The 12,145-nt window shown below is 55.9% G+C and carries 12 protein-coding genes; 9 read left to right on the top strand and 3 right to left on the bottom strand.

Features of this window, described 5'->3' with window-relative positions; all coding sequences use genetic code 11:
• The first annotated feature begins 74 nt into the window (after positions 1 to 74).
• Positions 75 to 347, top strand: coding sequence for a hypothetical protein (locus Q354_RS0110065; protein ID WP_027857495.1), 273 nt, complete (start codon positions 75 to 77; stop codon positions 345 to 347).
• A gap of 114 nt (positions 348 to 461) precedes the next feature.
• Here the strand turns inward: Q354_RS0110065 and cysQ are convergent, their stop codons facing one another.
• Together cysQ and nudE are read right to left on the bottom strand one after the other, a co-directional pair.
• Positions 462 to 1,292: a 3'(2'),5'-bisphosphate nucleotidase CysQ gene (gene cysQ, locus Q354_RS25300; protein WP_051560032.1), complete on the bottom strand. Its 831-nt coding sequence runs from the start codon at positions 1,290 to 1,292 to the stop codon at positions 462 to 464.
• The gene (nudE, locus tag Q354_RS0110055; protein WP_027857494.1) at positions 1,292 to 1,840 is read right to left on the bottom strand and encodes an ADP compounds hydrolase NudE; all 549 of its coding nucleotides are present in this window, start codon (positions 1,838 to 1,840) and stop codon (positions 1,292 to 1,294) included. Before nudE ends, cysQ begins: the two co-directional genes overlap by 1 nt.
• A 31-nt stretch (positions 1,841 to 1,871) precedes the next feature.
• Between nudE and yrfG the strand changes: the two genes are divergently transcribed.
• The 4 genes from yrfG (at position 1,872) to Q354_RS0110035 (ending at position 5,676) form a co-directional block, all read left to right on the top strand.
• Positions 1,872 to 2,537, top strand: a complete 666-nt coding sequence (gene yrfG / locus Q354_RS0110050; RefSeq protein ID WP_027857493.1) for a GMP/IMP nucleotidase — start codon at positions 1,872 to 1,874, stop codon at positions 2,535 to 2,537.
• Positions 2,534 to 2,938 carry a ribosome-associated heat shock protein Hsp15 gene (gene hslR / locus Q354_RS0110045; RefSeq protein WP_027857492.1) on the top strand — a complete coding sequence of 135 codons (405 nt, stop codon included), beginning with the start codon at positions 2,534 to 2,536 and terminating at the stop codon, positions 2,936 to 2,938. Before yrfG ends, hslR begins: the two co-directional genes overlap by 4 nt.
• A 109-nt stretch (positions 2,939 to 3,047) precedes the next feature.
• Positions 3,048 to 3,920 carry an Hsp33 family molecular chaperone HslO gene (hslO, locus tag Q354_RS0110040; RefSeq protein WP_027857491.1) on the top strand — a complete coding sequence of 291 codons (873 nt, stop codon included), beginning with the start codon at positions 3,048 to 3,050 and terminating at the stop codon, positions 3,918 to 3,920.
• A 208-nt stretch (positions 3,921 to 4,128) separates the two neighbouring features.
• Positions 4,129 to 5,676 carry a phosphoenolpyruvate carboxykinase gene (locus tag Q354_RS0110035; protein WP_027857490.1) on the top strand — a complete coding sequence of 516 codons (1,548 nt, stop codon included), beginning with the start codon at positions 4,129 to 4,131 and terminating at the stop codon, positions 5,674 to 5,676.
• 108 nt (positions 5,677 to 5,784) lie between these two features.
• On the opposite strand, the gene ppx is transcribed toward Q354_RS0110035, so the two are convergent.
• A complete protein-coding gene (ppx, locus tag Q354_RS0110030) occupies positions 5,785 to 7,293 on the bottom strand; it encodes an exopolyphosphatase (RefSeq protein ID WP_027857489.1) in 1,509 nt (502 codons plus the stop codon).
• 324 nt (positions 7,294 to 7,617) lie between these two features.
• Between ppx and trxA the strand changes: the two genes are divergently transcribed.
• The 4 genes from trxA (at position 7,618) to Q354_RS25295 (ending at position 12,080) form a co-directional block, all read left to right on the top strand.
• Entirely contained in the window at positions 7,618 to 7,944 is a 327-nt protein-coding gene (trxA, locus tag Q354_RS0110025) for a thioredoxin TrxA (RefSeq protein ID WP_027857488.1), read from the top strand.
• A 201-nt stretch (positions 7,945 to 8,145) separates the two neighbouring features.
• The gene (gene rho, locus Q354_RS0110020) at positions 8,146 to 9,405 is read left to right on the top strand and encodes a transcription termination factor Rho (RefSeq protein WP_027857487.1); all 1,260 of its coding nucleotides are present in this window, start codon (positions 8,146 to 8,148) and stop codon (positions 9,403 to 9,405) included.
• A 138-nt stretch (positions 9,406 to 9,543) separates the two neighbouring features.
• Positions 9,544 to 11,022, top strand: coding sequence for a 4-hydroxy-3-polyprenylbenzoate decarboxylase (gene ubiD / locus Q354_RS0110015; protein WP_027857486.1), 1,479 nt, complete (start codon positions 9,544 to 9,546; stop codon positions 11,020 to 11,022).
• Entirely contained in the window at positions 11,022 to 12,080 is a 1,059-nt protein-coding gene (locus tag Q354_RS25295) for a 2Fe-2S iron-sulfur cluster-binding protein (protein ID WP_084332536.1), read from the top strand. The genes ubiD and Q354_RS25295 overlap by 1 nt, the downstream gene beginning before the upstream one ends.
• Positions 12,081 to 12,145 lie beyond the last annotated feature (65 nt).

The following is a 12,145-nucleotide window of genomic DNA, read 5'->3' as shown; positions in this document are numbered from 1 at the left end:
CCCGCAAACAGGCGTTGTACACGGTGAGTGGCCGGTTTGCGTGACACAATAATAAGCAAAGGCGGCATTAGGTTATGGGTAAAGTTTTTCTCTGGATCGGATTCGTCGCACTGGCAGCGTATCTGGTGAAGTCGCAGTATCTTAGCTCAAAAACCTTTGAACCCTTCATTCAGGGCTGTATGAGCGGTGAGGGCGCGACTGAGGAGCGTTGTGAATGTCTCAGTCGCTATGTGCATAAGCACTTCAGTGACCGGGAAGTGCAGGCGATTATGGATCAGCGTATCGAAGGTGCCTTCGCCACTAAGGTACAGGATGTGATCAGTACCGGCTCCCGGGCCTGTCAGTAATATACTGAGCTACGAGCTACGAGCTAGGAGCTACGAGCTACGAGCTACGAGCTACGAGCTACGAGCTACGAGCTACGAGCTACGAGCTACGAGCTACGAGCTACGAGCTACGAGCTAGGCATCTTCCGGTGGTTCTATCACCAGGCGATCCAGCGGGAATGCCGGGTCGCCAATTACCAGAAACCAGGGATTGATCAGACTGTCACGCTGGTTATAACTCAGTGGCTGCAGGCTGTGGGCGTCCAGCAACTGGCCGCCGGCGGCTTCGACAATCGCCTGGGCCGCAGCGGTATCCCACTCGCTGGTGGGATGCAGCCGGGGATAGAGGTCGGCCTTTCCCTCGGCGATCAGGCACATCTTCAGTGAGCTGCCGATATTCACCTCGGCGATTTCGCGAAACTCATCCTTCAGGCAGGCCAGCAGGGCTGCGGTCTTTTCCTGGCCATGACGGCGGCTGGCAATCAAGGTCAGTTTCTCTCCCAGGGGCTGACAACGGATCGGCTCTGCTGCCTGATCCGCCTGCTGCATCCAGGCCCCCATACCTTCACCACCCCAGTAACTGGTGCCTGTGACCGGCATATGGATAATGCCGAACAGCGGCCGGCCAGCGTCAATCAGGGCAATATTGACGGTGAATTCGTCGTTCCGGTTGATAAATTCCTTAGTTCCGTCCAGCGGGTCGATGCACCAGTAGCGTTGCCACTGGCGGCGCTGGTGGAAGGCTTCGTCACCGGATTCCTCGCTGAGGCGGGGGATATCCGGTGTCAGCAGGCCGAGTCCCTGCTCGATAATCCGGTTGGCTGCCAGGTCGGCCTCGGTCAGCGGCGAGTTATCGTCTTTTTGCCGGATGCCAACATCCTCGCGGCGGTAAACCTGCATAATGGCCCGTCCGGCTTCATCGCAGATCGCCTGCAGGGTCTTGAGCTGCTGTGGTCCGATCGGCATCAGAACGCTCCCGTCAGCTTGTCCTGCATCAGGTACAGTGCGGCGATCACCCGCGCCTCATGCAGCTGTTCGCTGTGCAGCAGTTCGGCCAGCTGCTCCAGCGGCCAGGGCACGACTTCCAGCTCTTCCGGCTCATCCCCCTCCAGGCGGCAGGGGTAGAGATCCCGGGCGATATAGGCGCTCAGGCGGTGACCCATGTAGTTGGGGGCGGTGGACATCTCCTTCAGCAGGTCGAGCTGGCGGCAGCCGAAACCAATCTCCTCTTTCAGTTCGCGGTCTGCGGCCTGTTCCGGACTTTCCCCCGGATCGATCACCCCCTTGGGCAGGGTCAGCACGTAGTCCTCCATGCCGGCAGCATACTCGCGGATCAGCAGCAGTTCGTTGTCGGCGGAGATCGGAAGCATCATGACCGCGCCGTTGCCCCGGCTGGCAAGACGCTCATAGGTGCGTTCGACGCCGTTGCTGAAACGCAGCTCAAGTTCCTCAACCTGAAACAGTCGGCTGCGGGCGGTGGCAGTGACCTTCAAAATATCCGGCTTAACGGGCATACTGAACTCTCTCTATTCGGGCGTTTATGCGATGTTTGACTGGCAACCCATTGATACCGTGCTGTTGGATATGGACGGCACCCTGCTTGACCTGCACTTTGACACTCACTTCTGGCTGGAACATCTGCCGCTGCGGTACTCCGAACTGCATCAGATCGATCCGCAGGAAGCGCGTGCCTGGTTACACCAGCGTATCATAGCTGAACAGGGGACTCTTAACTGGTACTGCCTTGATTACTGGAGTCAGGAACTCAATCTGGACGTGGCTGCGCTGAAACAGGAAGTGGCAGAGCGGATCGGTTTCCGGCCCCATGTTCATGACTTCCTGCAGGCGTTGCGGGATCAGGGTAAGCGCACCCTGATCGTCACCAACTGCCACTGGGGCAGTCTTAGCATCAAGCTGAAGAAGACCGGGCTGGATCAGCTGGTCGACGGGGTAATCTGTTCCCACGACTATAAAATGGCCAAGGAGGAGCAGGGCTTCTGGCAGCGCCTGCAGCAGGAAGAGCCGTTTGATCCACAGCACACCCTGCTGGTGGATGACAGCCTGGCGGTGCTGCGCTCGGCCCAGCAATACGGTATCCGTTACCTGCTGTCGATCTATCAGCCGGACAGTCAGCGTGAGCGCCGCGACATTAATGAATTTATGGCCATCGACCATTTCGATGAGATATTGCCGGTAAAACCGAAATCATGAGTCAGTCAGAAGAAAGCAAGGTCCGTTTGGATAAATGGCTCTGGGCCGCCCGCTTTTACAGAACCCGCGCCATCGCCAAGCAGATGATCGAGGGCGGCAAGGTGCACTACAACGGGCAGCGGTCCAAGTGCAGCAAGATTGTCGAAGTTGGCGCCGAAGTCACCATACGTCAGGGTTTCGATGAAAAGGTCGTGATTGTCAGGGCCCTGTCCGAGCAGCGCCGTGGCGCGCCGGAAGCGCAGCTACTGTACGAGGAAACGCCGCAAAGCCTGGCCAAGCGCGAGGAAGCGGCCGCTAATCGCAAGGCTCTGGGTGGGGCCGGCATAAATCCCCGTCACCGTCCGAACAAAAAAGAGCGCCGTCAGATCCGCGGCTTCCGTGATCAGGAACTGGACGGCTGAGCCGATCGTTTCTGACAATGCTGCGTTGCCGGGCGCACGTTTCTTAACCAGTTCTCCGCTGTGTTAGAATGTGCGCCAATTCCTTCCATGAACAGCTTTGATTACCTTAATGAGCAACTCTGATCAGATACAACGTATTCTCTTTGATGAACTGGATATCCGCGGCGCGGTCGTGGGGCTGGAGGACAGCTACCATCAGGCCCTGCAGAACCACGGCTATCCGCAGGTGATTCGTCAGGTGCTGGGCGAGCTGATGGCCGCCGCAGCCCTGCTGAGCACCAACCTTAAGTTTGAGGGACGCCTGATTCTTCAGGTTGCCGGCCAGGACGCTGTAAAAGTACTGATGGCTGAATGCACCGATCAGCAGGAGCTGCGTGCAATCGCCCGCTTTGACGGCGAACTGCCGGAACAGGCCAGCTTCCGTGAGCTGGTCAGCGGTGGTCAGATGGCGATCACCATTCAGCCGAAGCAGGGACAGCGCTATCAGGGCGTAGTGCCGCTGGAAGGGGATACCCTGAGCCAGTGCCTGGAATCCTACTTCAGCGCCTCAGAGCAGCTGCCGACCCAGATTATGCTGGCGGCGGACGGTGACAAAGCTGCCGGCATGATGGTGCAGGTACTGCCGGTGTCCGGAAACAGCGATGAAGACTGGCTGCGTATCAGCCATCTGACCTCGACCTTGAAGGATGAGGAGCTGCTGTATCTGGACAATGAAACCCTGCTTTATCGCCTCTATCACGAAGAGACCTGTCGCCTGTTTGAGGCCGATAAAGTGACCTTCCGCTGTGACTGCTCGCGTGAGCGCAGTGCCGCATCCCTGCGCTATATGAGTCGCGAAGAGCTGGAACAGATCATCGAGGAGGAGGGTGCTGTGGCGGTAAACTGCCAGTTCTGCAACAGCAGCTACGCCTTTGGTCGTGCTGATCTGGATCAGGTTTTCGTGCCAAATGACGGCGATGAGCAGCCGCCGCTGCAGCACTAAAGCGTTCTTGAGCGCCATAACTGCTTGAGACCGTTTCTGTTTTTGCTTTCCAAATGAGAATCGGTCACGACAATGGCGCTTTTACTCCCTTTTGTGCAATAATACGCCTCCCTATAAATTAGAGGTTTACCGCCATCCGGCGAGTAAATCATCTTCAATAATTGCTTTTCAGGTAACGTTATTGGCGCCTAGCCGAGGGAAACCAGTAATGACCAAAGATTCTGTGAATACCGTACACACTAACCTGAGCCCGGCTCAGCTTGTCGAGAAAGCCGTTCAAAATAATGAAGGCGTTCTGGCAGATACCGGAGCTCTTGTAGTGACTACCGGTAAACGCACCGGCCGTTCTCCGATGGATCGTTTCATCGTAGAAGAGCCAAGCACTTCTGACGCTATCGACTGGGGTAATGTAAACCGCCCATTCGACGCAGACAAATTTGATGCTCTGTGGACCCGCGTAGAAGAATTCCTGGCAGACAAGGAACATTTCGTCGCCAATGTACATGTAGGCTCCGATCCTAACCACTACCTGCCGGTTAAAATGACAACTCAGACTGCCTGGCAGAATCTGTTTGGTCAGAACCTGTTCATCCGTCCGGATGAGTATAACCAGAAAGGCAAAGAAGAGTGGCAGATCCTCAACGTTGCTGGCTTTGAATGTGTGCCAGAGCGTGACGGAACCAACTCTGACGGTTGTGTCATCATCAACTTCGCTAAGCGCAAAGTCCTGCTGGCAGGCATGCGTTACGCCGGTGAGATGAAGAAGGCGATGTTCTCTGTGCAGAACTTCCTGCTGCCCGAGAAAGACGTGCTGCCGATGCATTGCTCCGCAAACATCGGTGAAGAGGGTGACACTACCCTGTTCTTCGGTCTGTCCGGTACCGGTAAAACCACCCTGTCCGCTGATCCTGATCGCTACCTGATCGGTGATGACGAGCATGGCTGGGGCAAAGGTGTTGTCTTCAACATTGAAGGCGGCTGCTATGCCAAGACCATCAACCTGAGCAAGAAGAACGAGCCGATCATCTGGGACGCGATCCGTTTCGGTGCCATCGTTGAGAACGTAACGCTGAATGAACAGCGTACGGCCGACTACGACGACACTAACCTGACGGAAAATGGCCGTTGCGCTTACCCGCTGGAGCACGTTGAAAAACGTTCCGACACCAATATGGGTGGCGAGCCTCAGGCGATCGTATTCCTGACCTGCGACCTGACCGGTGTACTGCCTCCGGTATCTATCCTGTCGAAAGAAGCGGCTGCGTACCACTTCCTGTCAGGTTACACCGCACTGGTAGGTTCTACCGAAATGGGTTCCGGTGGTGGCATCAAGTCTACCTTCTCTACCTGCTTCGGCGCGCCGTTCTTCCCACGTCCTGCACGTGAGTACGCTGAGTTGCTGATGAAGCGTATCGAAGAGTTCGGTTCTCAGGTTTACCTGGTAAACACCGGCTGGACCGGTGGTTCCTTCGGTGTAGGTGAGCGTTTCAGCATCCCTACGACCCGTGGCATCATCGCGGCTATCCAGAACGGTTCCCTGGTTGACGTTGAAACCCAGCACGTTGCCGGTATCAACCTGACCGTACCGACAGCGGTACCGGGTGTTGATTCCTCCGTACTGAACCCACGCGATACCTGGGCAGACAAAGGCGCTTACGACGCAACCGCTAAAGACCTGGTTGGCCAGTTCGTTGAGAACTTCAAGAAGTTCGACGGTGTATCTGAAGAGATCATCGCTGCAGGCCCTGCCCTGTAACGATGATCCGGCCATAAAAAAGCCCCGCACTGCGGGGCTTTTTTGTGTCTGCGTGAAACCAAAACCTCTGCATCAGGCCGCTGCAGGCGGCCTGAGTGGCTGCTTGACCTAGCTCAGTCTGAGCTTGTAATCGATCGACTTGAGATACTCGGTCTCATATTCCAGATCGGCGCAGGTCAGCGGGTGCTGCTCAAGCCAGCCGGAGGGGAAACTCAGGCTCAGCTTGCGCTCGCTGGCTTCCAGTTCAAATGCAGGCAGACGCGTGGTGCTGCGGCTGCGCCGTAAAATGACCGCCAGCCGCAGCAGGATACAGAGCTGGGTTGCCTTCTCCTGCTGGGATTTTGGCAGTTGCTTCAGCTCGTCCTTGGGGAACTTGCGGCGGTGGCCGCGGACGAGGAAGGCGAGCAGCTGCTGGTTGCGCTGGCTGAAGCCGGGCAGGTCGGAGTTGTGCAGCAGGTAGGCGCTGTGTTTGTGGAACTGACTATGGGCAATGGTCAGGCCGATCTCATGGGTGCGGGCAGCCCAGGAGAGCATGTTGTAATTCAGTTCATCGGTCAGCTGCCAGTCGCTTTTACTCTGGGCCCAGAGCAGCAATGCGGTCTGTTCGACCCGGTCGGCATGTTCCTCATCCAGGTGATAGCGCTTGGAGAGTGCATTGATGGTGCGCTCGCGGACGTCTTCGTGACGCAGGCGGCCGGCCATATCGTAGAGCAGGCCTTCGCGCAGGGCGCCATCCGAATAGGCCATATGCCGGATATTGAGCGATTCAAACAGGGCGCAGAGCACGGCCAGCCCGGCGGGCAGCACCTGACGCCGCTCCGGTTTGACCACTTCGATATCGATCTCGTCGACGTGCTGATATTGCAGGATATAGTCGCGCAGACGCAGCAGGGCATCCCGGCTGATACCGTCATCGCAGTAGCCGAGGTGCACGCAGGCATTACGTACCGCCTTTATCGTGCCTGAGGCCCCCACAGCGCTGTTCCAGCCCCGCGTGCAGTAAGTGTCTTGAATCGACAGCAGTTCACGCATGGCGGCTGTCTGGGCCTGGCGAAATGCCTTGGCGCTGATCTCGCCCTGAGGGAAAAAGTCCCGGGTATAGCTGACACAGCCCATATGCAGGCTTTCCAGCTCGATCGGTTCAAAGCGTTCGCCGATTATGAACTCGGTACTGCCGCCGCCGATATCCACCACCAGGCGGTTGCCATGATCATCTGCCAGGGTGTGAGCGACGCCGAGATAGATCAGGCGGGCTTCCTCGCGGCCGGCAATAATTTCCAGCGGTACATCCAGCAGCTTCTCTGCCTGGTCGATAAAATCGCTGCTGTTCTGCGCCTCTCGCAGGGCATTGGTGCCCACCACCTTCACTGCCGAACGCGGCAGGTCGATAATACGCTGGGCAAAACGGCTGAGGCAGTCGATGCCGCGCTGCTGGGCTTCTACCGAGAGTATATTGTCATCGCCTAGTCCGGCTGCCAGCTGCACTTTCTCGGACATGATATCGATCGGACGCAATTCGCCCTGTTCGACGCTGGAGACCACCATATGAAAACTGTTGGAGCCCAGGTCAATTGCCGCCAGCAGCTGGCTTTCCTGGACAGACACTTGATCCTGCATTCCGATATCACCTTATGCCTGAACGAATGGGCGTAATTTAACAGAAAGCCGCAGGCGCTTCAGTAAACAGATGGCTGTTCACTGATTGCCATCAGCAGCGATCTGCGTATTAAGCGCAGATAGTCACCGGACCCGGTAACAACAGCAGGGAGCGGTCGCAGCATAATATGCGCTATCTCATTAGCAGATTAAACCATAAACCCCAGATTAAGCAGGGATAAGGCAACAGTGAAGCTCGGTGAGTGACTATTAACAATCTTTCACAGAGGGTGTTATTATCGGGGCAGTGTTCAAACGCACCCTGTGCATTGGAGAAAGGATCCTATGAGCGAAAACATCGTTAACGTAACAGACGCCTCTTTTGAGGAAGAAGTACTGAAAGCTGAAGGCGCTGTGCTGGTTGATTACTGGGCTGAATGGTGTGGTCCATGCAAAATGATCGCCCCGGTACTGGAAGAGATCGCTAAAGAGTACGCGGGCAAGCTGAAAGTTTGTAAGCTGAATATCGATGAGAACAATGAGACTCCGCCTAAGTTCGGTATTCGCGGTATCCCTACACTGATGCTGTTCCAGGACGGTGAAAACAAGGCGACTAAAGTCGGCGCCCTGTCCAAGTCCCAGCTGGCTGCTTTTATTGACGCGAGTCTGTAAACGCCGCTTTTCGAAATGTGGCACTGATTCTGTGCCACATTTTCTTACCTTCTTCCTATAGACACCTGCCTGACAACCTTTTATAGTCTTGTTATCTGACGCCCGCAATCGCGGTGAGTTGTCTATATTTCCAAAGCTTCTTACGTTTCTCCCAACTTATCCATTCAACCCTGTAGCTTCGCGCTATCTTTCACAAAAGCTATGAATCTTACCGAATTAAAAAGAAAAAGCGTTCCCGAACTGCTTGAGATCGCAAAAGAAATGGGCATGGATAATCTTGCCCGCTCCCGCAAGCAGGACGTGATTTTTGCCATTCTCAAACGGCATGCCAAGGGCGGTGAGGACATCTACGGCGACGGTGTTCTGGAAATCCTGCAGGATGGCTTCGGCTTCCTCCGTTCAGCAGACTCCTCCTACCTCGCCGGTCCCGACGACATCTATGTTTCCCCCAGCCAGATCAGACGCTTTAACCTTCGCACAGGCGATACTATCGCCGGTAAGATCCGTCCGCCAAAAGATGGCGAGCGCTATTTTGCATTGTTGAAAGTTAACGAGATTAACTACGATAAGCCGGAAAACGCTAAGAACAAGATCCTGTTTGAGAACCTGACGCCTCTGTTCGCACAGGACCGTCTGGTGATGGAGCTGGGTAACGGTAGTACCGAAGACCTGACAGCCCGTGTGATCGACCTGGTTTGCCCGATGGGTAAAGGTCAGCGCGCCCTGATCGTGTCGCCGCCTAAGGCCGGTAAGACCCTGATGCTGCAGAATATTGCTAACAGCATTACCAAAAACAACCCGGAAACCTACCTGATCGTGCTGCTGATTGATGAGCGCCCGGAAGAGGTAACCGAGATGCAGCGTACCGTGCGCGGTGAAGTGGTTGCATCGACCTTTGATGAGCCGCCAGCCCGTCATGTACAGGTATCCGAAATGGTGCTGGAGAAGGCTAAGCGTCTGACTGAGCACAAGAAGGACGTGGTTATCCTGCTGGATTCCATTACCCGTCTGGCCCGTGCCTACAACACCGTGATCCCGTCTTCAGGCAAGGTTCTGACCGGTGGTGTCGATGCCCATGCCCTGGAGCGTCCTAAGCGCTTCTTCGGTGCAGCACGTAATATCGAAGAGGGCGGCAGCCTGACCATTATCGCCACCTCCCTGGTGGATACCGGTTCCAAGATGGATGAAGTTATCTTTGAGGAATTCAAAGGTACCGGTAACTCCGAGGTGCATCTGGACCGCAAAGTGGCTGAGAAGCGTGTCTTCCCGGCTATTAACATCCGTCGTTCCGGCACTCGCCGCGAAGACCTGCTGACCACCGAAGAAGAGCTGCAGCGTATGTGGATCCTGCGCAAGCTGCTCGATCCGATGGAAGATTCCGCAGCGATCGAATTCGTAATTGATAAGTTGAAAGACTTTAAAACCAATGATGAATTCTTCCTGTCAATGAAACGGAAATAAGCGTTTCTGCGTAAAGAAAGGGTGAGCTTATGCTTGCCCTTTTTTATGGTTGTGCGGTAGCTGAAGCGCGTTTGCGCTGAGTATAAAACCGCTCCCCCCGGTTTTCGCCCGAAGCGTCCAGTCCAGAGCTATTCACCCATGTCTACACCAAAATATAAAGATCTGCGTGACTTCATACAGATGCTTGAAGCACGTGGTGAGTTGAAGCGTATCAGCCAGGAGATCGATCCTGTGCTGGAAATGACAGAGATTTCTGATCGTACCCTGCGTGCCGGCGGCCCGGCGCTGCTGTTTGAAACCCCCAAAGGCTATGACTATCCGGTACTGGCCAACCTGTTCGGTACGCCGGAACGGGTGGCGCTGGGGATGGGTGAAAACAGCGTCGAGGCCCTGCGTGAGGTTGGCAAGCTGCTGTCGCAGCTGAAGGAGCCGGAGCCTCCCAAGGGCATGAAAGATGCCTGGGAGAAGCTGCCGCTGTATAAGCAGGTGCTGAATATGGGACCTAAGGTGGTAAAGTCAGCGGCCTGTCAGAAACATGTGCTGGAAGGCGATGAGGTCGATCTCTATAAACTGCCGATCCAGACCTGCTGGCCGGGCGATGCCGCTCCGCTGGTGACCTGGCCGCTGGTTATTACCCGTGGGCCGAATAAGAGCCGTCAGAATCTGGGTATCTACCGCCAGCAGCTGATCGGTAAGAATAAGCTGATCATGCGCTGGCTGGCGCATCGTGGCGGGGCGCTGGACTTCCGCGAGTGGAAAGAGACCCATCCGGGCGAAAAATTTCCCGTGGCGGTGGCGCTGGGAGCCGATCCTGCGACCATTCTCGGCGCTGTGACGCCGGTGCCGGATACCCTTTCCGAGTATGCTTTCGCCGGCCTGCTGCGGGGCGGTAAAACTGAGGTGGCACAGTGTCTGGGCAGCGACCTGCAGGTGCCTGCCAGTGCCGAGTTTATCCTCGAAGGCTACATTGATCCGGAGGAGATGGCTGACGAAGGGCCGTTTGGCGACCATACTGGTTACTACAACGAAGTGGACAGCTTCCCGGTATTTACCGTTGAGCGGATTACCCACCGTAACCGTCCGATCTATCACAGCACCTATACCGGACGGCCACCGGATGAGCCGGCAATCCTTGGCGTGGCGCTGAACGAGGTCTTCGTACCGATTTTACAGAAGCAGTTTCCGGAGATTGTTGATTTCTACCTGCCGCCGGAAGGCTGCTCCTACCGTATGGCGGTGGTGACGATTAAGAAGCAATATCCGGGGCATGCCAAGCGTATCATGCTGGGCGTATGGTCATTCCTGCGCCAGTTTATGTATACCAAGTTTGTGATTGTCTGCGATGACGATATCAATGCCCGGGACTGGAACGATGTGATCTGGGCGATCACCACGCGGATGGATCCGCAGCGCGATACCACCATGATCGACAATACGCCGATCGACTATCTCGACTTCGCCTCCCCGGTATCGGGGCTGGGGTCAAAGATGGGGATGGATGCCACCAATAAGTGGGAAGGCGAAACCAGCCGAGAATGGGGTGAGCCGATAGTGATGGACCCGGCGATCAAGCAGCGGGTCGACGCTATATGGGACGAATTGGGGATCATGGACTGATGGCTGCGGCTAGCGGCCATCAGATAGAATTAGACGGCCTGGGGCTTGTGCTTCAGGCTGACGCTGGCGAAACAGTGCTGGCGACTCTGGAGCGGCATGGCTACCGTATGCGCCGTAGCTGCCGGAACGGTGTTTGTGAAATCTGTGAGGTTGAGCTGCTCAGCGGTTGCGTGCAGCAGCGATACCCGCTTTGTACCCTGGAAAATAATAATCAGCCATCAGGGAAAACCGTTCGGGCTCTGGCCTGTACCTCAGTGCCGCTGCAGGATATTAGGGTGAAAATAGAAGGGCTCAGAGTCCCCGGAGAACAATTGGTGAAAAAACTGGTTTGTGACATTACGGCGGTTGAGCCGCTAAACCATGATGTCTATCGTGTGCGCCTGCATCTGCCGGCGACCAACAGTCATGCGATTGAGTTTCATGCCGGACAGTACCTGGAAATCTGCCTGCCATCAGGCCGTAAGGTGCCGTTTTCCATTGGCAGCGCACCGGATCAGAGCCGCGACCTGGAGCTGCATATCCGGCATATGGCCGAAAGCGAGACCTCCAATGCGGTGATGGAGCATCTGCAGAACAGCCCGAGCGTTGAGATCGAGTTGCCAAAAGGTGACTGCTACATTCAGGCGCAGGATCTGCGGGCGGATACCCGGGTCATCCTGGCGGCGGCCAGTACCGGTTTCTCCCAGATCAAGAGTGTCTGTGAGCATCTGCTGGCGAACCAGTGTTCTAACCCGATCCATATCTACTGGGGCGTGCGTGAAGCTGCGGATCTTTATCTGGCGAAATTGCCTGAACAGTGGCAGCGTGAGCACACAAATGTGATGTTCCATGCGGTGGTTTCCGAGCCGGAGAGCAGTACCGACTGGCAGGGACGTACCGGCCTGCTGCCGGATGCCGTTCTGGAAGATTTTGATGACTTTGACAATGTCGAGATCCTTACCAGTGGCTCACCGGGTATGGTCTATGCGTTGCTGGATGCCTGTGAGGCACGTGGTTTCGACGCGGCTCATATGCATGCCGATGTGTTTGCCTATGCGCCAAGGCCGGCGAAAGCCTGAACGGGCTGAGCGGGCTGCAATAAAAAAGGACGCCGAGGCGTCCTTTTTTATTGCGCTGATATTGC

The sequence above is a fragment of the Marinobacterium jannaschii DSM 6295 genome, assembly GCF_000620085.1.
GTDB classification, from domain to species: domain Bacteria; phylum Pseudomonadota; class Gammaproteobacteria; order Pseudomonadales; family Balneatricaceae; genus Pontibacterium; species Pontibacterium jannaschii.
This window is presented reverse-complemented; position numbering and strand designations above follow the sequence as displayed.

Excerpts from the sequence above, each read along its gene's own strand:
- Q354_RS25295 (WP_084332536.1), top strand. The coding sequence starts at position 11,022 with ATGGCTGCGGCTAGCGGCCATCAGATAGAATTAGACGGCCTGGGGCTT.
- yrfG (WP_027857493.1), top strand. The coding sequence starts at position 1,872 with ATGTTTGACTGGCAACCCATTGATACCGTGCTGTTGGATATGGACGGC.
- Q354_RS0110065 (WP_027857495.1), top strand. The coding sequence starts at position 75 with ATGGGTAAAGTTTTTCTCTGGATCGGATTCGTCGCACTGGCAGCGTAT.
- cysQ (WP_051560032.1), bottom strand. The coding sequence starts at position 1,292 with ATGCCGATCGGACCACAGCAGCTCAAGACCCTGCAGGCGATCTGCGAT.
- rho (WP_027857487.1), top strand. The coding sequence starts at position 8,146 with ATGAATCTTACCGAATTAAAAAGAAAAAGCGTTCCCGAACTGCTTGAG.
- ppx (WP_027857489.1), bottom strand. The coding sequence starts at position 7,293 with ATGCAGGATCAAGTGTCTGTCCAGGAAAGCCAGCTGCTGGCGGCAATT.
- hslO (WP_027857491.1), top strand. The coding sequence starts at position 3,048 with ATGAGCAACTCTGATCAGATACAACGTATTCTCTTTGATGAACTGGAT.
- trxA (WP_027857488.1), top strand. The coding sequence starts at position 7,618 with ATGAGCGAAAACATCGTTAACGTAACAGACGCCTCTTTTGAGGAAGAA.
- Q354_RS0110035 (WP_027857490.1), top strand. The coding sequence starts at position 4,129 with ATGACCAAAGATTCTGTGAATACCGTACACACTAACCTGAGCCCGGCT.
- nudE (WP_027857494.1), bottom strand. The coding sequence starts at position 1,840 with ATGCCCGTTAAGCCGGATATTTTGAAGGTCACTGCCACCGCCCGCAGC.
- hslR (WP_027857492.1), top strand. The coding sequence starts at position 2,534 with ATGAGTCAGTCAGAAGAAAGCAAGGTCCGTTTGGATAAATGGCTCTGG.
- ubiD (WP_027857486.1), top strand. The coding sequence starts at position 9,544 with ATGTCTACACCAAAATATAAAGATCTGCGTGACTTCATACAGATGCTT.